This is a genomic window from Serratia sp. G204Y (genome assembly GCF_051172435.1).
GTDB classification, from domain to species: Bacteria; Pseudomonadota; Gammaproteobacteria; order Enterobacterales; family Enterobacteriaceae; genus Serratia; species Serratia sarumanii.
The window spans coordinates 1-22,269 of record NZ_JBPIZA010000010.1 but is presented as its reverse complement, the minus strand read 5'-3'; the positions used below and the strand labels follow the sequence as shown (position 1 = coordinate 22,269).

Sequence of the window (22,269 nt, the reverse complement as noted above, 5' to 3'; positions counted from 1 at the left end):
ATGCAACATCTTGACGTCACCGTAGTCAGCCAGGCGATAAGCTGGCTGCAGCAACAGCCGGTCTGGTTATGTACCGTGCTCAGCACCTACGGCTCTTCGCCGCGCTCGCCGGGCGCGCTGATGGCGGCGACCCGCGATGGCCGCTACAGCGGCTCGCTGTCGGGCGGCTGCGTGGAGGAGGATTTTTTGCGCCGCGTGGCCGCCGGGGAGTATCAGGCGGCCAGCCAGGTGATCCGGTACGGCGAAGGCGGCATGACGCCCAACGTGGCGCTGCCCTGCGGCGGCGTGCTGGACGTGCTGATCGAATACCTGCCGGCGAGTGAAGCCAGCATCGCTTACCTGCGGCGCATCGCCGGCGCGCTGGAAGGGCATCACGCGTTGATCAAACGCCTGACGCTGCCCAACGCCTGCCACAGCCTCGAGCAGAGCCACTTCACCAGCGCCACCCAGGTCGAACGCCGGCTTGAGCAGATCACCCTGCACATCGCGGCCGCGCCACGCCTGCTGATCGCCGGGCTGTCCAGCGTGGCGCTGTACTGCGCCGATTTCGCCGTGGCGTTGGGGTTTGAGGTGCTGGTGTGCGAGAACCGCCCGGAGGCGCTGGATAACTTTGCCGCCGAGCTGAAACCGGGCGTGACGTTGCTGCGTCAGTTTCCGGCCAAATTCATTGAGGAAGGGGGTTGCCACGCCAATACCGCCGTCGTGGCGCTGACCCACGATCCGCGCATGGACGACCTGACGCTGATGGAAGCGATCCACACCCCGGCGTTTTACATCGGCGCCATGGGCTCGCTCAGAAACAGCGCGCGGCGGCGCCAGCGTTTGCAGCAGATTGCCGAATTCACCCCGCAGGAGCTGGAACGCATCCATGCGCCGATCGGCCTGCCGCTGGGCAGCAAAACCCCGGCGGAGATCGCCCTGGCGGTGATGGCGGCGATCGTGCAGCAAAAAAACCGGCTGCCGGCCGCCGGCCGCCGACGGGCTCAATGCAGCGGCACCACCGGCACCAGATGCTGCAGCTCCAGATGCAGCTCCTCTTTCCCGCTCAGCGAATAGCTGAACACCGTAATGTCCGGCCCGTCACCGCGGGCCAGCCCCATTTCGGGCAGCACCTGCGTGTAGATTTGAATGATGTGGTCATTGAGCGCCACCGGCTTGCCGGAATAGCGAAAACGGCAAAACTCGCCGTGGATCTCCGGCAGCGGCTCCAGCACCACGCCTTCGCGCAGCGGGTATTCCGTCGTCACGCCCAGGGTATAATCGACCCTGACCCGCTCGCCGTCCGGCACCAGTTGAGTAAACGAATAGGTTTGCATCGGGCGCTCGCCCAATAAGGTATAGAACTGCGCCCGCAGCGCGCTGCGCTGCGGCAGGTGCGACTTGTCCAGCTTCTCGATATCCAGGTGATAAGCGTACTGCTTGCCGTGAAAGGCGTATTGCCCGCTGGCGATGCTGACGCGTTCGACCTGAATATCGCCCGGCTGGCTGGCCGCCAGCGAACGCACCAGATTGCTGAAGTCCTGCTTGCGGGCATGGCGATAGACGCTGGGCGATTCGGCGAAGTGTTTCTTGAAACAGCGCGAGAACGTCTGCTGGTTATCGAATTGGTATTCGACCGAGATATCGAGGATGCTCTTCTGCGTGAAACGCAAGGCGAAGGCGGCGAGATAGAGGCGGCGAGCGCGGATATACGAAGCTAACGATAATCCGGTCTGCTTCTTGAACATGCGCTGCAGATACCATTTCGTATAGCCTGACTTGGCGGAAACGATATCCAACGACAGCGGATTGGTCAGATTATCCTCAATCCAGACCAGCAATTCCTTGATATGACTTTCCTGCGTACTCATGTGCTTGCCGAGCCTTCTGTTGCCGATATTCCATTAGTCGAATTTTAGTGCTGTCCGCGTAGGGTATACAGGTTAAAACTCGCCGTCCAGCAGGCTACAGGACTTTACACAATCCCCTTCACCGCCCGCAGGCGGCGAAGGGTGCCGCGCTTATTTCAGGCAGCTGGAGCACTGGCCGGCCTGGATCTTCTGGAAGAAGTCATTGCCTTTGTCATCCACCAAGATAAACGCCGGGAAATCTTCCACCTCGATTTTCCAGATCGCTTCCATGCCCAGCTCAGGGTACTCCACGCACTCCAGGCTCTTGATGCTCTGCTGCGCCAGCACCGCCGCCGGGCCGCCGATGCTGCCGAGATAGAAACCGCCGTGCTTATGGCAGGCATCCGTTACCTGCTGGCTGCGGTTGCCTTTCGCCAGCATGATCATGCTGCCGCCGTGGGATTGCAGCAGATCGACGTAGGAGTCCATACGCCCGGCGGTGGTTGGCCCCAACGAACCGGACGCATAGCCTTCCGGCGTTTTGGCCGGGCCGGCGTAGTAGATCGGGTGATCCTTGACGTACTGCGGCAGGCCTTCACCGCGATCCAGGCGTTCTTTCAGCTTGGCGTGCGCGATATCGCGGCCGACGATGATGGTGCCGCTCAGCGACAGGCGGGTGGAAACCGGGTACTGCGACAGCTGTTTGAGGATCTCGGCCATCGGACGGTTGAGATCGACCTTGATCGCCTCGCCCTCCCCGGCCTGGCGCAGCTCCTGAGGAATGAATTTCCCCGGATTGTGCTCCAGTTTTTCCAGCCAGATGCCGTCGCGGTTGATTTTGCCTTTGATGTTGCGATCCGCGGAGCAGGAGACGCCCATGCCGACCGGGCACGACGCGCCGTGGCGCGGCAGGCGCACCACGCGGATATCGTGCGCGAAGTATTTTCCGCCGAACTGCGCGCCCAGGCCCAGGTTCTGCGCTTCTTGCAGCAATTCCGCTTCAAGTTCCAGATCGCGGAACGCCTGGCCATGCTCGTTGCCTTCGGTCGGCAGACCATCGTAATACTTGGTCGAAGCCAGCTTGACGGTTTTCAGCGTCGCTTCCGCCGAGGTGCCGCCGATGACGAACGCCACGTGGTACGGCGGGCAAGCCGCGGTGCCCAGCGTGCGCATCTTGTCGACCAGGTAATTTTTCAGTTTGCCCGGCGACAGCAGCGCCTTGGTTTCCTGATACAGATAGGTTTTGTTGGCGGAACCGCCTCCCTTGGCGATGCACAGGAACTTATACTCTTCACCGTCCACGCTGTAGAGATCGATCTGCGCCGGCAGGTTGCTGCCGGTGTTGACCTCTTTGTACATATCCAGCGCGGCGTTCTGCGAATAGCGCAAATTCTCTTGGATGTAGGTGTTGTACACCCCGCGCGACAGCGCGGCTTCATCGCCGCCGCCGGTCCAGACGCGCTGGCCCTTTTTGCCGACGATGATCGCCGTGCCGGTGTCCTGGCAGGTCGGTAAAATACCCTTGGCGGCGATTTCTGAGTTACGCAGAAATTGCAGCGCAACGTACTTGTCGTTTTCACTGGCGTCCGGATCTTTGAGGATATCGGCCACCTGCTGCTGGTGCGCCGGACGCAGCATGAACGAGGCGTCGTGGAACGCATGCTGGGCAAGCAGGGTTAACGCTTCAGGGGCAACTTTCAGAATTTCCTGGCCTTCAAATTCGCTCACGGAAACGTGGTCGCGGCTCAGCAGGTAGTATTCGGTATCGTCTTTCTTCAGCGGGAACGGATCTTGATAGTGGAACGGTTTATTCGACATTGATCTCTCACTTGCAACATCAGCTGCGTTAAATTCACACTTGCGGCGCACGGCTCGGCGCCTTGTCAAAAAACTGCCTCCACCTTACTATTTTTAATCAGTCAGTTATTGCGCCAAATCGCAAAATAACCGCTCTTTGCGTAAGGGATTACCACAGGCGGCGTTTCAACCTTGCTCGGTGAGAACTGCGGGTACAGGCTCATCATGCACGCTTTATTATCCCGCAGTTAACACATTGATTACAATCCATCGGCGGCGATCGTCTTATCAATATGGCGAAAAAGCGCCGGATGCGATTTACGCGGGGCGTATTGTCAGCCGCCGCGCCATTGCTTAAGCTAGGCCGCAATGAACAAACCGAGAATCCCCATCGCGCTGCAACAAGCGGTAATGCGCTGCCTGCGAGAAAAGCTGCAGCTGGCCCGCCGGCATTTTGCCGTCGAGTTCCCCGAACCCAGCATCGTCTATCAGCAACGCGGCACCAGCGCGGGCACCGCCTGGCTGCAAAGCTGGGAAATCCGCCTGAATCCGGTGCTGCTGCTGGAAAACCAACAGCCGTTTATCGATGAAGTGGTGCCGCACGAGTTGGCGCACCTGCTGGTGTTTCGCCAATTCGGCCGGGTGGCGCCGCACGGCCGCGAATGGCGCTGGATGATGGAAAACGTGCTGCTGACCCCCGCCAGCCGCACCCACCGCTTCGAAACCGCCTCGGTGCAAAGCAAAACCTTCCCCTATCGCTGCGGCTGCGGGCAGCACCAGCTCACCATCCGCCGCCATAATCGCGTGCTGCGCGGCGAAAGCGAATACCGCTGCCGCCGGTGTGGCGAAAAACTGAAATTTCTCGCTAACGAGAACCTTTAGTTAAACGATTTATACGTTAAAACAAGCAAATATCGCCATTTGCCACTGCCGGCAAGTTCCGTTACCCTGCCTGCTTTTCCAATTTTGAGCTGTTTTGGAATATGCTTCGCAGAATTTTGTTTATCGCGGTTTTCGCCGCAGGCGCCGTACAGGCGCACGGCATCAATAACTTTTCTCAGGCCAAGGCGGCGGCGGCCAAGATTAACCAGGATGCGCCGGGCAGTTTTTACTGCGGCTGCCGCATCGACTGGCAAGGCAAGAAGGGCATCCCGGATCTCGCCGGCTGCGGCTATCAGGTGCGTAAAAACGCCCAGCGCGCGCAGCGTATCGAGTGGGAACACGTGGTGCCGGCCTGGCAGTTCGGCCACCAGCTGCAGTGCTGGCAGGACGGCGGGCGCAAAAACTGCAACAAGGACGCCACCTATCGCCAGATAGAAACCGATCTGCACAACCTGCAGCCGGCGATCGGCGAAGTGAACGGCGACCGCAATAATTTCATGTACAGCCAATGGAACGGCGGCGCCGGCCAGTACGGGCAATGCCCGATGAAGGTGGACTTCAAGAATAAACAGGCGGAGCCGCCCGCCCGCGCCCGCGGCGCCATCGCCCGCACCTACTTCTACATGCGCGATCGCTACCAGCTGCGGCTGTCACGCCAGCAAACCCAGCTGTTCGAGGTGTGGAACCGGCAATATCCGGTGAGCCAATGGGAATGTCAGCGTGAAGCACGTATCGCCAAGGTGCAGGGCAACCACAACCCCTATATTCAACAGGCTTGTCAGCAGCGGAAAAGCTAACCTACTATAGCCTTTATCTTTCATGGCGCCGCCAACCCACGGCGCCGTTTCGTCAGGATCAGACTACCCATGCGCATACCCCGCATTTACCATCCGCAGCCGTTGACCGATCGGGCGGAGATCGCCCTCAGCGAGGACGCCGCCAACCACGTCGGCCGCGTGCTGCGCATGAGCGCCGGCCAGGCGCTGCAGCTGTTCGACGGCAGCAACCAGGTGTTCGACGCCGAGATAGTTCGGGTGGACAAAAAGAGCGTGCTGGTGCGCCTCGGCGACGGCCGCGTGGATGACATCGAATCGCCGCTCAACCTGCATCTGGGCCAGGTGATCTCGCGCGGCGAGAAGATGGAGTTCACCATTCAGAAATCCATCGAGCTGGGCGTCAACGTCATTACCCCGCTGTTTTCCGAGCGCTGCGGCGTCAAACTGGACGGCGAGCGTCTGGCGAAGAAAATCCAGCAATGGCAAAAGATCGCCATCGCCGCCTGCGAACAGTGCGGCCGTAACCGCATTCCCGAAATCCGCGAGGCGATGTCGCTGGAAGCCTGGTGCGCCGAGCAGGACGGCAGCCTGAAGCTCAACCTGCATCCGCGCGCCAGCCACAGCATCAACACGCTGCCGCAGCCGGTAGACCGCGTCCGCCTGCTGATCGGCCCGGAAGGCGGTTTGTCCGCCGACGAAATCGCCATGACCACCAACCACGGATTTACTGATATTCTGCTGGGGCCACGCGTGCTGCGTACCGAAACCACAGCGCTCACCGCCATTACCGCTCTGCAGGTCCGCTTCGGCGACCTGGGTTAAAGGAGAAAAGATGATTAAGCTCGGCATCGTGATGGACCCTATCGATTCCATCAACATCAAGAAAGACACCAGCTTCGCCATGCTGCTCGAAGCGCAGCGCCGCGGTTACGAATTGCACTACATGGAGATGAACGATCTCTATCTGCACGCCGGTGACGGGCGCGCCCGCACCCGCCTGCTGAGCGTGAAGGAAGACAAGGAGAACTGGTTCAGCTTCGGCAGCGAGCAGGATCTGGCGCTGCACGATCTGGACGTGATCCTGATGCGCAAGGATCCGCCGTTCGATACCGAATACATCTACGCGACCTACATTCTGGAGCGCGCCGAAGTCAAAGGCACGCTGGTGGTCAACAAGCCGCAAAGCCTGCGCGACTGCAACGAGAAGCTCTTCACCGCCTGGTTCCCGGAACTGACGCCGGACACGCTGGTCAGTCGCAGCGCCGCGCACATCCGCAAATTCCACCAGCAGCACGGCGACGTCATCCTGAAGCCGCTGGACGGCATGGGCGGCGCGTCTATCTTCCGCGTGAAGCAGGACGATCCTAACCTGTCGGTGATCATCGAAACCCTGACCGAACACGGCAGCCGTTTCTGCATGGCGCAGAACTTCCTGCCGGCGATCAAGGACGGCGACAAACGCATTCTGGTCGTCGACGGCGAGCCGGTGCCTTACTGCCTGGCGCGCATTCCGGCGCAGGGCGAGACCCGCGGCAACCTGGCGGCCGGCGGCCGTGGCGAAGCGCGCCCGCTGAGCGAGAGCGACTGGAAAATCGCCCGCACCGTCGCCCCGACGCTGAAAGAGAAAGGGCTGATCTTCGTCGGCCTGGACGTGATCGGCGATCGCCTGACCGAAATCAACGTGACCAGCCCAACCTGCGCGCGCGAAATTGAGGCGGCATTCCCGATCTCGATTACCGGCATGCTGATGGACGCGATTGAAAAGCGCCTGGCGGCGAAGTAATGCGCCATGCGGGCGGCCTGCCGCCCGCTATCCTGTATCGCGCCCGCCAAAGCCGCCTTTTCGCGGCTTGAAAGGCGGCGGGTATAGCCGCATACTGGCGGCTGTTTATTTTCTCACCCATTGATTACCTTATACTAACGCCATGAATTTACAGCACCATTTTCTGATCGCCATGCCCACCCTGCAGGATCCTCGCTTCAAGCGCTCGGTGATTTACGTCTGCGAGCACAACGAAGAAGGCGCCATGGGTTTGGTGATCAATAAACCGGTGGAGCAGTTCACGGTAGCCACGGTATTGAGCAAGCTGAAGATCATGCCGCCTGCGCGCGATCCGGCCATCAGCCTGGACAAGCCGGTGTTCGCCGGCGGCCCACTGGCGGACGATCGCGGGTTTATCCTGCATACGCCGCGCCACGGCTTCGGCGCCAGCATTCAAATCTCCCCCAACACCATGATCACCACCTCGAAAGACGTGCTGGAAACGCTCGGCACCCCGGAACAACCGGACGACGTGCTGGTGGCGCTGGGTTATGCCGGATGGGAAAAGGGCCAGCTGGAGCAGGAGGTGTTGGAGAACGCCTGGCTGACCATCGAGGCCAACACCGACATTCTGTTCCGCACGCCGATCGCCAGCCGTTGGCGCGAAGCGGGGAACCTTCTGGGTATCGACATTCGCAGCATCGCCAACCACGCAGGACACGCCTGATGAGCAACCGCACCATTATCGCCTTCGACTTCGGCACCAAAAGCATCGGCGCGGCCGTCGGCCAGGAGTTGACCGGCAGCGCCCGCGCCCTGCCGGCCTTCAAAGCGCAGGACGGCTCGCCGGACTGGCTGAAAATCGAAAAGCTGCTGAAGGAGTGGCAGCCGGATCTGGTGGTGGTCGGCCTGCCGCTGAACATGGACGGCACCGAACAACCCGTGACCGCCCAGGCGCGCAAGTTCGCCAACCGCCTGCACGGCCGCTTCGGCATCCAAATCGATCTGCATGACGAGCGCCTGAGCACCGTGGAAGCGCGCGCCAACCTGTTCGATCGCGGCGGCTTCCGCGCGCTCGACAAAGGCAGCGTGGATTCCGCCTCTGCGGTGGTGATCCTCGAAAGCTGGTTCGAACGGCAGCTGGGTTAACCCTCCGTTCCCTCCCCCGCACTCTCCCCCAACACGCCGGCGTCGATCCGCTGCTGCAAACCTTGCTCAAAGGTTTGCATGCCGGACTGCGCGCCGGTTTGCAACACGCTCGCCAACTGATGGGTTTTCCCTTCGCGGATCAGGTTGCTGACCGCCGCCGTCGCCGTCAGCACCTCAAAGATCGCCACTCGCCCACCGCCGGGCCGCCTCATCAGCTTTTGCGCGATCACCGCCTGCAGGCTGCCGGCCAGCTGGGCGCGCACATAGGGTTTCTCTTCCGCCGGAAACACGTCCACCAGCCGTTCCACCGCCTGCGGCGCGCTGCGGGTGTGCAACGTCGCCAGCACCAGATGCCCGGTCTCCGCCGCGGTGAGCGCCAGCCGGATGGTGGCGATATCGCGCAGCTCACCCAGCAGGATCACATCCGGATCTTCGCGCAGCGCGGCGCGCAACGCCGCATCGAAGCTGTGACTGTCGCGGCCGATCTCCCGCTGCTGGATCAGCGAACGCCGGCTGCGGTGCAGGAATTCGATCGGATCCTCCAGCGTCAAAATGTGCCGCGGCTGGTGCCGGTTGATCTCGTCGATCATCGCCGCCAGCGTGGTGGACTTGCCGCTGCCGGTGGCGCCGGTGACCAGGAGAAGCCCATCGTCGCGCCGCAGCAACGCCGGGACGATGGCCGGCGCCGCCAGCTCGGCAAGCGAGGGCGCCTGCCCGGCGATGCGCCGCAATGCGAGAGACATCCCCGCGCTTTGCTGAAAAACGTTGGCCCGCAGCCGCTCCCCGCCCGGCCGGTGCAGCGCCAGATCGACCTGCCCCAGCCGCCGCAGGCTCTCGCGCTGCTGCGCATTCAGCAATCCGTCGCAGAGGGCCTGCACGCCTTGCGCCGTCAGCGTTGGCGCCGCCGCCAGCGGCTGCAGTTCACCGTCGATGCGCAACATCGGCGGATGACCGGCACAAAGGTGCAGATCGGAAGCATTATGCTTTACACTAAGGGCCACGAATTCATCGATATCCATATCACTCTCCCGGGTCAATAATGAGCACTATCCAACAGAACCTGCAGGATGTCAGAAACCGCATCGCGGCCGCCGCGCAAAACTGCGCGCGGGCGCCAGAAGAAGTTGCCCTGCTTGCAGTCAGCAAAACCAAACCTGTGGCGGCGATCGAAGAAGCCATCGCCGCCGGCCAGCGCGCCTTCGGCGAGAACTACGTGCAGGAAGGGGTAGACAAGATCCGGCATTTCGCCGAGTCGCCGCAGGACAGCGAGCTGGTGTGGCACTTTATCGGCCCGCTGCAATCCAATAAGAGTCGGCTGGTGGCGGAACACTTCGCCTGGTGCCACACCGTAGATCGGCTGCGCATCGCCCAGCGCCTGAGCGATCAGCGCCCGGCCGGCATGCCGCCGCTCAACGTGCTGATTCAAATCAACATCAGCGACGAGCAAAGCAAATCCGGCATCGCGTTAAGCGAACTGCCAGCGCTGGCCGAAGCGATCGCCGCGCTGCCGAACCTGACGCTGCGCGGCCTGATGGCCATCCCGGCGCCAGAAGCGGATTATCAGCGGCAGCTGGCGGTATTCAACCAGATGAACGATGCCTTTCTCGCCCTGCGTCAGCGTTATCCGCAGGCCGATACGCTATCTATGGGCATGACGGACGATATGGCGGCAGCGATTGCCGCAGGCAGCACCCTGGTGCGCATCGGCACCGCAATTTTTGGCGCCCGCGACTACTCGCAGGCCTGACAAACAGACGAGGGATTTGATGCAACATCGCAAGATTACCTTTATCGGCGCCGGCAACATGGCGCGTGCAATCATCGCCGGCCTGGTGGCGGGCGGCTATCCGGCCAAATCCATCAGCGTCTGCGCCCCTTCGGCGAAAAACCGCGATGCGCTGGCGGCGGACTATGGCATCGTCAGCAGCGGCGACAACGTCGCCTGCGCGCGCGCGGCCGAAGTAGTGGTGCTGGCGGTCAAACCGCAGATGATGGCCGACGTTTGCCAACCGCTGCGCGAGCAGGTCGATTTCAGCGGCAAACTGGTGCTGTCGATCGCCGCCGGTATTCAGGTCAACCGTTTCTATCAGCTGCTCGGCGACAAGCTGGACATCGTGCGCATCATGCCCAACACCCCGTCGTTGGTCGGCAAGGGCATGAGCGGGTTGTACGCGCCGGCGCAGGTCAGCCAGCAGGATCGCGACTACACCGGCGATTTAATGGCGTCGGTCGGTAAAGTTTGCTGGGTCGATGACGAAAATGGCATCAACGGCGTGATCGCCGCCGCGGGCAGCGCCCCGGCCTATTTCTTCCTGTTTATGGAGGCGATGCAACAAGAGGCCGAACGTATGGGCTTCGACAGCCAGACCGCGCGCGATCTGGTGCAGCAGGCCGCTTCCGGCGCCGCCGCGCTGGTGGAAGCCAACCCGGATACGCCGCTGGGCACGCTGCGCGAGCAGGTGACCTCCAAAGGCGGCACCACCGCTGAAGCGCTGCGGGTGTTCAATGAACGCCAGCTGCCGGAAACCGTGGCGCAAGCGATGCAGGCCGCCGTTTCCCGCGCGCAAGAGATGGAAAAATTATTTTAAATAACCATGAGTTAAGGAGAAGGACCACTTCATGCTAACGCTGACTTTCCTGGTCAAGACCGTTATTGATCTGTACGTGATGGTGCTGTTGCTGCGCATTTGGATGCAATGGACACGCACCGATTTTTACAACCCGTTCTCGCAGTTTGTGGTGAAGATCACCCAGCCGGTGGTCGGCCCGCTGCGCCGCATCATCCCGTCGCTGGGGCCCATCGACAGCGCTTCGCTGCTGCTGGCGTTCCTGCTGATGACCATCAAGTACCCGCTGCTGCTGCTGATCCAGGGCGGCGCGATGTCGCTCAGCCCCTATAACCTGCTGTTCGGCCTGATCTCGCTGGTGAAGTCTGCCGGCTACCTGATCTTCTGGGTGATGATCATTCGTGCGCTGATGAGCTGGATCAGTCAGGGCCGCAGCCCCATCGACTATGTAATGTACCAGCTCACCGAACCCTTGATGGCGCCGATCCGTCGCATCATCCCGGCGATGGGCGGCATCGACTTTTCCGCCATGGTGGTGATCCTGATCCTCTATCTGATCAATTACCTGGGCATGGATCTGTTCGGCGAGATCTGGTTCCTGCTGTGAGTGCAGTCACTCCGGTGCTGGACGGGCTGGCGATCAGGCTATATATTCAGCCGAAAGCCAGCCGCGACCAAATTATCGGCTTGCATGGCGACGAACTGAAAGTCGCCATCACCGCCCCGCCGGTCGACGGCCAAGCCAACGCCCATCTGATCAAGTTTATCGCCAAGCAGTTCAAAGTGGCGAAAAGCAACGTCACCATCGAGAAAGGCGAACTGGGGCGGCATAAACAGTTACGCATCGTGAATCCGCAACAGATCCCCGCCGTGGTCGCGGCGCTCATCGAATAATTTTCAAGGTAGTCATTATGCAAAAAGTCGTTCTTGCCACCGGTAACCCGGGCAAAGTGCGCGAACTCGCCGACCTGTTGGCCGATTTCGGCCTGGACGTGGTCGCGCAAACCGATCTGGGCGTGGAATCCGCCGAAGAAACCGGGCTGACGTTTATCGAAAACGCCATTCTGAAAGCGCGCCATGCGGCACAGGTCACCGGCCTGCCGGCGATCGCCGACGACTCCGGCCTGGCGGTAGACGCGCTGGGAGGCGCACCGGGCATCTACTCCGCGCGCTACGCCGGTGAAGACGCCGACGATCGGCAGAACCTCGACAAGCTGCTGGCGGCGCTGAAAGACGTGGCGCCAGGCCGGCGCGGCGCGCAATTCCACTGCGTGCTGGTCTATCTGCGCCATGCGCAAGATCCGACGCCGCTGGTGTTCCACGGCAGCTGGGCCGGCGAAATCACCGAGCAAGCCGCCGGCGAAGGCGGTTTCGGTTACGATCCTGTCTTCTATGTGCCGGAGCTGGGCCGCACCGCCGCCGAGCTGAGCCGCGACGAGAAGCGAGCGATTTCGCACCGTGGCAAGGCGCTGAAGCTGATGTTGGAAGGCATGCGCAATGCTTAAGCTGCCCCCGCTGAGTCTCTACATCCACATCCCGTGGTGCGTGCAGAAATGCCCGTACTGCGACTTCAACTCCCATGCGCTGAAGGGTGACGTGCCGCATCAGGAGTATGTCGATCATCTGTTGGCGGATCTGGATGCCGACCTGCCGCTGGCCGGCGGCCGGGAGATAAGCACCATCTTCATCGGCGGCGGCACCCCCAGCCTGCTGAGCGCCGAGGCGATGCAAGCCTTGCTGGACGGCGTGCGGGCGCGCATTCACGTCGCCGACGACGCCGAAATCACCATGGAGGCCAACCCCGGCACCGTGGAGGCCGATCGCTTCAGTGGCTACCAGCGCGCCGGCGTCAACCGCATCTCCATCGGGGTGCAAAGCTTCAGCGCCGAGAAGCTGACCCGCCTGGGGCGCATCCACGGCCCGGAAGAGGCCAAGCGCGCGGCGACGCTGGCGACCGGCCTCGGCCTACGCAGCTTCAACCTCGATCTGATGCACGGCCTGCCGGATCAGTCGCTGGAAGAGGCGCTGGACGATCTGCGCCAGGCTATCGCCCTCAATCCGCCGCACCTGTCGTGGTATCAGCTGACCATCGAACCGAACACCCTGTTCAGCTCGCGCCCGCCGGTCTTGCCGGACGACGACGCGCTGTGGGACATCTTCGAACGCGGCCACCAGCTGCTGAGCGCCGCCGGCTATCAGCAGTATGAAACCTCGGCCTACGCCAAGCCGGGCTACCAATGCCAGCACAACCTCAACTACTGGCGCTTCGGCGACTATCTGGGGATCGGCTGCGGCGCGCACGGCAAGGTGACCTTCAGCGACGGGCGCATCCTGCGCACCGCCAAGACCAAGCACCCGCGCGGCTTTATGCGCGGCGACTACATGGACAAGCAGCATGAGGTGGCGACGGCGGATCGGCCGTTCGAATTCTTCATGAACCGCTTCCGCCTGCTGGAAGCCGCGCCGCGCGCCGACTTCGTCAACTACACCGGGCTGGCGGAAAGCGTCATTCGCCCGCAGCTGGACGAAGCGCTGGCCAAAGGCTATCTGGAAGAAACCGCGGAGCACTGGCAGATCACCGAGAAGGGCAAACTGTTCCTCAACTCGCTGCTGGAACTGTTCCTGGCGGACGACGAGTAAAAAAAAGCGCTGAATAATCAGCGCTTTTTTTCATGTTCAGGCGGCATTATGAGGGCGATGCGTCACGTCGCCACGCCCCTTCAGCAATCCCTCAACGGAAACATCCTCGTCCAACGCGTCCCAAAGCTGACGCGTTTAGCCGTACTCATGCCAAGCCTCCAAAAACAATGCCTGATAGGTATCAACCAGAATTTCGCTTCGCCTCAGCGTCTCTGATATGGATATGCGATATCTATCCGTTACTTCAATGCCTTCAGCAGATCCTTGCGCTGGGTTTCCAGTGCGGTGACGCGGTTGCAAACGTCGCGGCCGAAGTTCTGGAAGTCCTGCTCCTGGTTGTTCCATTCGTTCTGGATCGCCTTCTGCAAGCCGCCCAGGTTGCCCATGATCGCCTGTAGCGGGTTGCCGCCGCTGTTGGCGGCCTGTTTGACGCCCATCTCGTTCAGGCTGTCCTGCAGCACCCCGCCCATGCTCTGCTGCACGATGTTGCGGCCGTCCTGTTCCACCTGGTCAATCGCCTTGTGGTGGAAGGTCAGGCCGTCGCTGCGGTGTTCGATGATGCGGTTCATCTGCTGCTTCAGCTGGCCGTTCAGGGTGGTCAGCCGGTTGCGCACGTTGCTGTTGCTGCCCAGCTCTTTGACGATCACCTTATCCAGCGACGAGCGGGCTTTCTCCAGGTGCTGCTGCGCGCCGTCGTCGATCCACGGCAGCTGCTTGCGCAGCGCGCTCTGGTAGCTGAAGGCTTTCTGCCGCTGGCTGTCGTTCAGGCTCAGCGCCTGGCCGTTGCGGATCACGTCGCCATCCGGCGAAATTTGCAGGTCGCCGCTGGCGCCTTTCACCTGCACGCTCTGCGGGCTGATGATCACATCATCCTGGGGTTTAACGCTGCATTGGTACTCGGCGTGGGCCTGCGCGGCAGTCGCCGCCAGCAGCAGTAAGGCTAACCCGGTTTTCTTCAACATAGCTTCTCCTGACTCCCATCCAGATTGGGATTAAAAAATCGAACGACCGATACGTTGAGACAACAGTTCCAGCGCCGCAGTTCCCGCCAGCGAGTTGCCGGAAGCATCCAGCTCCGGCGACCAGACGACGATCGACAGCTCGCCCGGCACGATAGCCACGATGCCGCCGCCCACGCCGGACTTGCCCGGCATCCCCACCCGATAGGCGAATTCGCCGGCGCCGTCGTACATGCCGCTGGTCATCATCAGGGCGTTGATCTGCCGGGCCTGCAGCGGGCTGATCACCGTCTCGCCGTTGAGATCGCGGCCGTGATTGGCCAGATAGACGAAGCTGCGCGCCAGCTCCACGCAGCTCATGCGCAGCGCGCAGTAGTGGAAATAGGTTTGCAGGACGGTGATCACGTCGTTCTCGAAGTTGCCGAACGACTTCATCAGGTAGGCGATGGCCGCATTGCGATCGGAGTGTTCGAACTCGGAGCGCGCCACCCGCAGGTCATAGGCCAGGTCGTCTTCGCCGGCCAGCTGGCGCACCACCTCCAGCATCCGCTGTTTGGGGGCGCTGAGCCGGGTTTGCAGCATGTCGCACACCACCAGCGCGCCGGGGTTGATAAACGGATTGCGCGGTTTGCCCTGTTCCATCTCCAGCTGCAGCAGCGAATTGAACGGCAGGCCGGAAGGTTCTTTGCCGACGCGCCGCCAGATCTCAGGCTCCTGATAGCGCGTCAACGCCAGCGTCAGGCTCAGCACTTTGGAGATCGACTGAATGGAGAAGCGCTCCGCGGCGTCGCCGGCCTGGAACAGTTCGCCGTCCACCGTGCAGACGGCGATCGCCAGCCGATCGGCGGGCACTTCCGCCAACGCCGGGATGTAGTCGGCCACTTTCCCCTGGCCAATCAACGGGCGCACCTGTTGCAGGATCTCCTCCAGCAACGCGTTATCCAATGTTGTTACCACCTCGGTCACACTCCGGGCAAAACAAAGGCGCCGTTAAGGCACCTTAGATCAATAAAACGGCGCGGCGCGAAGCCGCGCTCATCGGGCAAGCGCGATCAATCCCACCAGATATCGAACAGATCGCTGACCTTAACGTCGCTCAGTTTGCGCGCTTCCAGCCAGTTTTTCACCAGCTCGCGATGCTCGTCGGTGCAGTGGCCGATCTTCTGCAGGCAGATCAGACCTTCCCACTGCAGGTAGCCGCTGCCGTCAAACGCCAGGCCGTTCGGCTCGATCACTTCATCGATGAAGGTATCCAGCGTGCTGTCGATGTCTTCCACCGACGTGCCTTCGGCGAAGCGCCAAGCTACGGAAAAACCCAACTCCTGAAATTCTTCAATGTGCAACTTTTTACGTAAACGACGACTGCGGTTCTTAGCCATTATTCTTTCCTCTCAAACATCAAGTCCCAAACGCCATGTCCCAGGCGCTGGCCGCGTAATTCAAATTTCGTCAGTGGGCGCGAATCCGGACGCGGCACGTAATCATTATCGCTGGAAAGATTACGGTAGCCTGCGACCCCGTTCATAACCTCTAACATATGTTCCGCATAAGGTTGCCAATCGGTGGCCATGTGGAAGACGCCGCCGGTCTTCAGCTTGCGCAGCACCAGTTCGACAAACGGCGTTTGCACGATGCGGCGCTTGTTGTGGCGCGCCTTGTGCCACGGATCGGGGAAGAACAGCTGCACCATGTCCAGCGAGCCGTCCGGGATCATGTTTTCCAGCACCTCAACCGCGTCGTGGCACATCACGCGCAGGTTGCTCAGCTTCGCCTCGTGGGCGTCGGCCAGGCAGGCGCCCACGCCCGGCGAGTGCACCTCAATCCCTAAAAAGTTCTGCTGCGGGTTGTTGCCCGCCATGGTCACCAGCGAGGCGCCCATGCCAAAACCGATCTCCAGCACCGTCGGCGCTTCGCGGCCGAACAGCGCGGCGAGATCGACAGCGTCAGCCTGATACTCCACGCCCATCACCGGCCAATAGTTCTCCAGCGCGTGCTGCTGGCCTTTGGTCAGCCGCCCCTGGCGGCGGACAAAACTGCGGATACGGCGCATCGCGCGGCCGTTCTCATCAAATTCCGGGGAGATGACGTCATTAATCATAGTGCTTTCTGTCTGTTTGGCTGCCAATTAGGGAAACGCGCATTATGCAAAGATACATTGGTTTAGCAAGTGTTCATCTTCTGTACCCGCCGTGCGGCGTCGGAAAGTTCCGGTTTACAGCACCATGACTCTATGCTGCAATCTCGCTTCATTTTCTGCCGGATAACGACGCTGCTCATGATGCAAGCACAACAATTCGCACAGGTGGTGCTTGACTGGTATCAGCGCTACGGCCGCAAGACCCTGCCGTGGCAGCTGGAGAAAACCGCCTATCAAGTATGGCTCTCCGAGGTGATGTTGCAACAGACCCAGGTTGCCACCGTCATTCCTTATTTTCAGCGCTTTATGGCCCGTTTTCCCAACGTGCGCGCGCTGGCGGAGGCCCCGCTGGACGAAGTGCTGCATCTGTGGACCGGCCTCGGCTATTACGCCCGCGCCCGCAACCTGCACAAGGCGGCGCAGACCATTGTCGCACAGCACGGCGGCGAGTTCCCGACAACCTTCGCAGAAATCGCCGATTTACCGGGCGTCGGCCGCTCTACCGCCGGCGCGGTGCTGTCGTTGGCGCTGGGCCAACACTATCCGATCCTCGACGGCAACGTGAAGCGCGTGCTGGCCCGCTGCTACGCGGTGGAGGGCTGGCCGGGCAAGAAAGAGGTCGAAAACCGGCTGTGGAAAATCAGCGAAGAGGTCACCCCGGCGCAGGGCGTCGGCCAGTTCAACCAGGCGATGATGGATCTGGGCGCCATGGTCTGCACCCGCTCCAAGCCCAAGTGTGAACTCTGCCCGCTCAACGTCGGCTGCCTGTCTTACGCCAATCACAGCTGGGCCAACTACCCCGGCAAGAAACCCAAACAGACCCTGCCGGAAAAAACCGCCTACTTCTTATTGCTGCAGCACGGCGACCGGGTGTGGCTGGAACAGCGCCCGGCGGTAGGCCTGTGGGGCGGCCTGTTCTGCTTCCCGCAGTTCAGCGCGCGCGTTGATTTGGAACTCTGGCTGCAGCAGCGCGGTCTGAAAGGCAAGCGCCTGGAACAGCTGACCGCGTTTCGCCACACGTTCAGCCATTTCCACCTCGATATCGTGCCGATGTGGCTGTCGCTCGACGCGGCGGGCAGCGGCATGGATGAGGGCGCGGGTCTCTGGTATAACTTAGCGCAGCCGCCGTCGGTCGGGCTGGCGGCGCCGGTAGACCGTTTGTTGCAACAGCTGGCGAAGCAGCCCCCGATCCAACAAAACTTATATGGCGATAGCGCCATCGATGAGGAATTAGCATGAGCCGCACCATTTTTTGTACTTTCCTGCAGCGCGACGCCGAAGGCCAGGACTTCCAGCTTTATCCCGGCGACGTCGGCAAGCGCATCTACAACGAGATCTCCAAGGAAGCCTGGGGCGAGTGGATGAAAAAGCAGACCATGCTGATCAACGAGAAGAAGCTGAACATGATGAACGTGGACGACCGCAAGCTGCTGGAAGAGGAAATGATCAAGTTCCTGTTCGAAGGGCACGACGTGCACATCGAAGGCTATACGCCGCCGAGCGAATAACGCTGTTGGGGCCAGGCGCTGGCCCGCTTCAACCCTCTTATACTTCTTCCAAACGGCTTTAAGATGAAGAAAATTTTAGCTTTGCTCGTAATAGCGCCTTTGCTGATCTCCTGTTCCGGCAAAAAAAGTGAAGAAATCAACGAAGCCTGGATTAAAGATACCAACGGTTTCGACATTCTGATGGGCCAATTCGCCCACAACATCGAGAACATCTGGGGTCTGAACGAAGTTCTGATCGCCGGGCCGAAAGACTACGTCAAATATACCGACCAGTACCAAACCCGCAGCCACATCAACTTCGACACCGGCGCCATTACCATCGAGACCATCGCCACCACCGATCCGGCCGCGCACCTGCGCCAGGCGATAATCAGCACGCTGCTGATGGGTGACGATCCGGGGTCCATCGATCTCTATTCCGACGCCAACGATATCCAGATCAGCAAAGAACCGTTCCTGTACGGCCAGGTGCTGGATAACAAGGGCGCGCCGATCCGCTGGGAATGGCGCGCGGCGCACTTCGCCGATTACCTGCTGCAGACCAAGCTGCAAAAACGCACCTCCGGCCTGCACGTGATCTACTCGGTCACCATCCAGCTGGTGCCGAACCACCTGGACAAGCGTGCGCACAAATACCTGCCGATGGTGCGCAAGGCGTCGGAAAAATACGGCGTGGACGAGTCGCTGATCCTGGCTATCATGCAGACCGAATCGAGCTTCAACCCGTATGCGGTGAGCGGTTCGGACGCGCTGGGCCTGATGCAGGTGATGCAGCATACCGCCGGCAAGGATGTGTTCCAGATGCGCGGCAAGTGGGGCACCCCGAGCCGCAGCTACCTGTTCGATCCGGAGAACAACATCGACACCGGCACCGCCTACCTGGCGATCCTGCAGAACAACTACCTGGGCGGCATTCAGAACCCGACCTCGCGCCGCTATGCGGTGATCACCGCCTACAACGGCGGCGCCGGCAGCGTGCTGCGGGTGTTCTCCAGCGACAGAACGCGCGCGGTGGGCATCATCAACGCCATGCAGCCGGGCGACGTGTATCAGACGCTGACCACCAAGCACCCGGCCGCCGAGTCGCGCCGCTATCTGGTGAAAGTGAATACCGCGCAGAAGAGCTACCGCAGGAAGTAACGCGTTCCGCGTGGATAAATGAGAAGGGCCGGTGCGAACCGGCCCTTTTTCTATGGCTTGATCATATAGCCGAAGATGCGCTTCCAGCCGTGATCTTTTTTCTCGATGTAGACCCCCTGCAGCTCCGGCGAGAAGCCCGGCAGGCGGTTGATGCCCTCTTCCAGCGCCAGGAAGTAGCGCTGCACCGCGCCGCCCCACACTTCGCCCGGCACCACGCACAGCACGCCCGGCGGGTACGGCAAGGCGCCTTCCGCCGCGATGCGCCCTTCCGCCTGGCCGATCGGCACCAGCTCGACGTTATCGCGGATAAACTCCACGTTGGCGTCCTGCGGGTTCATCACCACCGGCGGGAAATGATCCTGGCGGAACATCTCCTTTTGCAGCTGTTTGACGTCGAAGCTGACGTACAGATCGTGCATCTCCTGGCACAGCCGGCGAATGCTGTAACCGCGGTAGCGCTGTTCGTTCTTGCGGTACACCGTCGGCAGCACCACGCTCAGCGGCGCGTCCTCTGCAACATAGCGTTCGAACTGTGCCAGCATCTCCACCAGCTGTTCCATCTTGGCCGGGTTCTCCGCCGGGGTCAGCAGGAACAGGATCGAGTTGAGATCGCACTTCTCCGGCACGATGCCGTTCTCGCGCAGGAAGTTGGCCAGAATGGTGGCCGGCACGCCGAACTCGGTGTATTGGCCGGTCGCGGCGTCGATGCCCGGCGTGGTCAGCAGCAGCTTGCACGGATCGACCAAATACTGATCCTGGGCATAGCCTTCGAAGCCGTGCCACGTCTCCCCCGGCACGAAGGTGAAGAAGCGCGCGTCGTTGGCGATAAGGTCAGTATCGTGATCCTGCCAGTCTTTGCCCGCCACCTGCTGCGGAATAAACGGCTTCAGCTGCGAGCAGCGCTTGAGCAGCTGTTTGCGCGTCTCGATGCCCAGCTTGACGCAGTCCATCCACATGCGGCGCCCGGCGGGGCCGGCGTGCATCTTGGCGTTGACGTCCAGCGCGGCGAACAGCGGATAGAACGGGCTGGTCGACGCATGCAGCATGAACGCGTTGTTCAGGTGCTTGTGGTTGCAGTGGCGCTTTTGCCCTTTGATATGATCGTCTTTCTTGTGGATCTGCGAGGTCTGCGAGAACCCCGCCTGCTGTTTATGCACCGACTGGGTGACGAAAATGCCCGGGTCGTGTTCGTCCAGCTCCAGCAGCAGCGGCGAGCACTCTTTCAGCATCGGAATAAAGCCTTCGTAACCCACCCAGGCGGAGTCGAACAGGATGTAGTCGCACAGGTGGCCGATAGTGTCGATCACCTGGCGAGCGTTGTAAATCGTGCCGTCGTAGGTGCCGAGCTGAATGATCGCCAGCCGGAACGGCCGCGCCGCCGCCGCCTTCTCCGGCGCCACTTCGCGGATCTGCTCACGCAGGTAGCGTTCGTCGAAGCAGCGCGCGTCGATGCCGCCGATAAAGCCGAACGGGTTGCGGGCGGTTTCCAGATAGACCGGCGTGGCGCCGGCCTGGATCAGCGCGCCGTGGTGGTTGGATTTGTGGTTGTTGCGATCGAACAGCACCAGATCGCCACGGGTTAGCAGCGCGTTGGTCACCACCTTGTTGGCCGCCGAGGTGCCGTTGAGCACGAAATAGGTTTTATCGGCGTTGAACACCCGCGCCGCGTGCTTTTGCGCATCCTTGGCCGATCCTTCGTGGATCAGCAGATCACCCAGCTTGACGTCGGCGTTGCACATATCGGAACGGAACAGGGTCTCACCGTAGAAATCGAAGAACTGCCGGCCGGCCGGGTGCTTGCGGAAGAACTCGCCGCCCTGATGCCCCGGGCAGGCGAAGGTCGAGTTTTCCATCTCGACGTAGGTCTTCAGCGTTTTGAAGAACGGCGGCAGCAGCGCCTGCTCGTAGGCGTCGGCGGCGGCCTCCAGCTGTGCCATGTAGAACGGCTTGCTGGCGCCGGCCAGCAGCGCGAAAACCCCACTGACGAACGGCAGATAGTCCGGCGAGAGATGCTCATCCCCTTCCACCGCCACGAAGGTTGGAATGTCGAAACCCGTCGCCTGCAAGCGCGCCAGAATGCCGGCGTTCACGTCGGCGACCGACACCACCGCCGCCGCCACGTCGGTGTAGTCCGTCTGCTCTACGCGCACGATTTGGCGCAACGTCTCAATGGTGGCGACCAGGCTGGCGCTGGTCGCGATTTTCAATTCTTTCATCATGCTGACTCTCAAACGGTGAAGGATGAGGGTGTGCCACCGGCACGGTAATGAGATAACGCGGTTATCCCGGTAAAGCGATACCCCGGCACGGCAGCATAAGCGGCGTGCGTGACCGGCTCATGATCGGCGATCATCAGGCGGCTATCGGGGGAACTGGTCTTGGCAGCGTCCGACAGGCATCAGTAAAATCAGGGCCGCAGCGCTGGCTTTACGCATGCCTAACAGCGAGCATCAGGCGGCTTTACCGCATGGCCGGCAGGCGTATTCGGGCGGATGGCGTACGGAGGAAACAACGGCGGAACGGTGGCGGCGTCAGATGTCTGGTGCGCAGCAGCGCTTGAGCAACAAAACCAGTCATGCCAATAACCCTCTGGCTTATAAGAAGCGGGAACACCGTCAGGGAACGGAGAGTGCTAAAATTTGCGCAATGATTGCATGATTCGTTGCGGGGTTCAAGCAAGAATCGCCTTGATTGAACGCTCGTTGATTAAATCATAATGCATTGTTATTTAATTAAAAAATAAGAACCCACGCTCGTATCATCGGTATAAATACACGTTTTATATGCATATTTATTGAAAGGCGATATCCCCCCGCCCCCCATCCCGCCGGGTTCGCTGCCTGAAAATAGAGCAACCGATCGGCTTTGTGACAGAAAGCGATTGACGCCATCCGGCCAATACGGTTTAATGCGCCCCGTTGCCCGGATAGCTCAGTCGGTAGAGCAGGGGATTGAAAATCCCCGTGTCCTTGGTTCGATTCCGAGTCCGGGCACCATATTCAGAAGAACCCGCCTATGGCGGGTTTTTCGCTTTCTGGGGTACGGACTCTCCATCGAACTGCGTTCGATTATTCGGCCTGAAGGCCTCACCCTGCGGGCCAGCGCTAAAGCGCTGTTCAACGC

The 22,269-nt window shown here is 61.0% G+C and carries 23 protein-coding genes, 1 tRNA gene and 2 pseudogenes; 17 read left to right on the top strand and 9 right to left on the bottom strand.

What is annotated here, in order from left to right:
• A pseudogene (locus tag ACSBQQ_RS23925) lies at positions 1-1,060 on the top strand (XdhC family protein).
• Here ACSBQQ_RS23925 and ACSBQQ_RS23920 read toward each other — a convergent pair.
• On the bottom strand, positions 984-1,850 hold the full coding sequence (locus tag ACSBQQ_RS23920) for a helix-turn-helix domain-containing protein (RefSeq protein ID WP_039567215.1): 867 nt from the start codon (positions 1,848-1,850) through the stop codon (positions 984-986). The pseudogene ACSBQQ_RS23925 and the gene ACSBQQ_RS23920 overlap by 77 nt on opposite strands.
• Positions 1,851-2,000: 150 nt before the next feature.
• Positions 2,001-3,647 carry a class I fumarate hydratase FumA gene (fumA, locus tag ACSBQQ_RS23915; protein ID WP_033649593.1) on the bottom strand — a complete coding sequence of 549 codons (1,647 nt, stop codon included), beginning with the start codon at positions 3,645-3,647 and terminating at the stop codon, positions 2,001-2,003.
• 348 nt (positions 3,648-3,995) lie between these two features.
• On the opposite strand from fumA, the gene ACSBQQ_RS23910 reads away from it, so the two are divergent.
• The 6 genes from ACSBQQ_RS23910 (at position 3,996) to ruvX (ending at position 8,195) form a co-directional block, all read left to right on the top strand.
• Positions 3,996-4,508 carry a SprT family zinc-dependent metalloprotease gene (locus ACSBQQ_RS23910; protein ID WP_060429432.1) on the top strand — a complete coding sequence of 171 codons (513 nt, stop codon included), beginning with the start codon at positions 3,996-3,998 and terminating at the stop codon, positions 4,506-4,508.
• Between the two features lie 101 nt (positions 4,509-4,609).
• Positions 4,610-5,305: a deoxyribonuclease I gene (gene endA / locus ACSBQQ_RS23905; RefSeq protein WP_033649591.1), complete on the top strand. Its 696-nt coding sequence runs from the start codon at positions 4,610-4,612 to the stop codon at positions 5,303-5,305.
• A gap of 69 nt (positions 5,306-5,374) precedes the next feature.
• On the top strand, positions 5,375-6,106 hold the full coding sequence (gene rsmE / locus ACSBQQ_RS23900) for a 16S rRNA (uracil(1498)-N(3))-methyltransferase (protein WP_033635938.1): 732 nt from the start codon (positions 5,375-5,377) through the stop codon (positions 6,104-6,106).
• Between the two features lie 10 nt (positions 6,107-6,116).
• Positions 6,117-7,067, top strand: coding sequence for a glutathione synthase (gshB, locus tag ACSBQQ_RS23895; protein ID WP_039567211.1), 951 nt, complete (start codon positions 6,117-6,119; stop codon positions 7,065-7,067).
• A gap of 142 nt (positions 7,068-7,209) precedes the next feature.
• Positions 7,210-7,773, top strand: coding sequence for a YqgE/AlgH family protein (locus ACSBQQ_RS23890; protein WP_033635940.1), 564 nt, complete (start codon positions 7,210-7,212; stop codon positions 7,771-7,773).
• The gene (ruvX, locus tag ACSBQQ_RS23885; RefSeq protein ID WP_015379046.1) at positions 7,773-8,195 is read left to right on the top strand and encodes a Holliday junction resolvase RuvX; all 423 of its coding nucleotides are present in this window, start codon (positions 7,773-7,775) and stop codon (positions 8,193-8,195) included. The genes ACSBQQ_RS23890 and ruvX overlap by 1 nt, the downstream gene beginning before the upstream one ends.
• Here the strand turns inward: ruvX and ACSBQQ_RS23880 are convergent.
• Positions 8,192-9,214 carry a type IV pilus twitching motility protein PilT gene (locus ACSBQQ_RS23880; RefSeq protein ID WP_039567206.1) on the bottom strand — a complete coding sequence of 341 codons (1,023 nt, stop codon included), beginning with the start codon at positions 9,212-9,214 and terminating at the stop codon, positions 8,192-8,194. The two genes, ruvX and ACSBQQ_RS23880, sit on opposite strands and share 4 nt — an antisense overlap.
• Positions 9,215-9,234: 20 nt before the next feature.
• Here ACSBQQ_RS23880 and ACSBQQ_RS23875 point away from each other — a divergent pair, with 20 nt between their 5' ends.
• Genes ACSBQQ_RS23875 through hemW form a run of 6 tightly spaced genes read left to right on the top strand, consistent with a single transcriptional unit; the run spans position 9,235 to position 13,402 of the window.
• Positions 9,235-9,942, top strand: a complete 708-nt coding sequence (locus ACSBQQ_RS23875; protein WP_060388226.1) for a YggS family pyridoxal phosphate-dependent enzyme — start codon at positions 9,235-9,237, stop codon at positions 9,940-9,942.
• A 19-nt stretch (positions 9,943-9,961) separates the two neighbouring features.
• Complete coding sequence (gene proC / locus ACSBQQ_RS23870; RefSeq protein ID WP_033649586.1) at positions 9,962-10,783, top strand: pyrroline-5-carboxylate reductase; 822 nt, start codon at positions 9,962-9,964, stop codon at positions 10,781-10,783.
• A 31-nt stretch (positions 10,784-10,814) separates the two neighbouring features.
• Positions 10,815-11,369 (top strand): YggT family protein, encoded by a 555-nt coding sequence (locus ACSBQQ_RS23865; RefSeq protein WP_033635944.1) that lies wholly within the window; start codon positions 10,815-10,817, stop codon positions 11,367-11,369.
• Positions 11,366-11,656, top strand: a complete 291-nt coding sequence (gene yggU / locus ACSBQQ_RS23860; RefSeq protein WP_004948014.1) for a DUF167 family protein YggU — start codon at positions 11,366-11,368, stop codon at positions 11,654-11,656. Before ACSBQQ_RS23865 ends, yggU begins: the two co-directional genes overlap by 4 nt.
• 17 nt (positions 11,657-11,673) lie before the next feature.
• Positions 11,674-12,267, top strand: coding sequence for an XTP/dITP diphosphatase (locus tag ACSBQQ_RS23855; RefSeq protein WP_060388227.1), 594 nt, complete (start codon positions 11,674-11,676; stop codon positions 12,265-12,267).
• A complete protein-coding gene (gene hemW, locus ACSBQQ_RS23850) occupies positions 12,260-13,402 on the top strand; it encodes a radical SAM family heme chaperone HemW (RefSeq protein WP_060388228.1) in 1,143 nt (380 codons plus the stop codon). Before ACSBQQ_RS23855 ends, hemW begins: the two co-directional genes overlap by 8 nt.
• 36 nt (positions 13,403-13,438) lie before the next feature.
• Here hemW and ACSBQQ_RS23845 read toward each other — a convergent pair.
• The 5 genes and pseudogenes from ACSBQQ_RS23845 to trmB all read right to left on the bottom strand — a co-directional run.
• Positions 13,439-13,525, bottom strand: a pseudogene (locus ACSBQQ_RS23845) (DUF2442 domain-containing protein); the annotation flags it as partial.
• Positions 13,526-13,641: 116 nt separating this feature from the next.
• The gene (locus ACSBQQ_RS23840) at positions 13,642-14,364 is read right to left on the bottom strand and encodes a DUF2884 domain-containing protein (protein WP_033654660.1); all 723 of its coding nucleotides are present in this window, start codon (positions 14,362-14,364) and stop codon (positions 13,642-13,644) included.
• Between the two features lie 30 nt (positions 14,365-14,394).
• Positions 14,395-15,318, bottom strand: coding sequence for a glutaminase B (gene glsB / locus ACSBQQ_RS23835; RefSeq protein ID WP_033649631.1), 924 nt, complete (start codon positions 15,316-15,318; stop codon positions 14,395-14,397).
• A gap of 95 nt (positions 15,319-15,413) precedes the next feature.
• Positions 15,414-15,740 (bottom strand): YggL family protein, encoded by a 327-nt coding sequence (locus tag ACSBQQ_RS23830; RefSeq protein ID WP_025304256.1) that lies wholly within the window; start codon positions 15,738-15,740, stop codon positions 15,414-15,416.
• The gene (trmB, locus tag ACSBQQ_RS23825; RefSeq protein WP_004937410.1) at positions 15,740-16,459 is read right to left on the bottom strand and encodes a tRNA (guanosine(46)-N7)-methyltransferase TrmB; all 720 of its coding nucleotides are present in this window, start codon (positions 16,457-16,459) and stop codon (positions 15,740-15,742) included. The genes ACSBQQ_RS23830 and trmB overlap by 1 nt, the downstream gene beginning before the upstream one ends.
• 177 nt (positions 16,460-16,636) lie before the next feature.
• Between trmB and mutY the strand changes: the two genes are divergently transcribed.
• The 3 genes from mutY to mltC all read left to right on the top strand — a co-directional run bounded on the left by mutY (position 16,637) and on the right by mltC (position 19,146).
• Positions 16,637-17,737 carry an A/G-specific adenine glycosylase gene (mutY, locus tag ACSBQQ_RS23820; RefSeq protein WP_004937408.1) on the top strand — a complete coding sequence of 367 codons (1,101 nt, stop codon included), beginning with the start codon at positions 16,637-16,639 and terminating at the stop codon, positions 17,735-17,737.
• On the top strand, positions 17,734-18,006 hold the full coding sequence (locus tag ACSBQQ_RS23815) for an oxidative damage protection protein (protein WP_004937404.1): 273 nt from the start codon (positions 17,734-17,736) through the stop codon (positions 18,004-18,006). The genes mutY and ACSBQQ_RS23815 overlap by 4 nt, the downstream gene beginning before the upstream one ends.
• A gap of 63 nt (positions 18,007-18,069) precedes the next feature.
• Positions 18,070-19,146: a membrane-bound lytic murein transglycosylase MltC gene (gene mltC, locus ACSBQQ_RS23810; RefSeq protein ID WP_033649581.1), complete on the top strand. Its 1,077-nt coding sequence runs from the start codon at positions 18,070-18,072 to the stop codon at positions 19,144-19,146.
• 50 nt (positions 19,147-19,196) lie between these two features.
• Here the strand turns inward: mltC and speF are convergent, their stop codons facing one another.
• Positions 19,197-21,362 carry an ornithine decarboxylase SpeF gene (gene speF / locus ACSBQQ_RS23805; protein ID WP_060429433.1) on the bottom strand — a complete coding sequence of 722 codons (2,166 nt, stop codon included), beginning with the start codon at positions 21,360-21,362 and terminating at the stop codon, positions 19,197-19,199.
• 704 nt (positions 21,363-22,066) lie between these two features.
• On the opposite strand from speF, the gene ACSBQQ_RS23800 reads away from it, so the two are divergent.
• A tRNA-Phe gene (locus ACSBQQ_RS23800) sits at positions 22,067-22,142 on the top strand.
• Positions 22,143-22,269 lie beyond the last annotated feature (127 nt).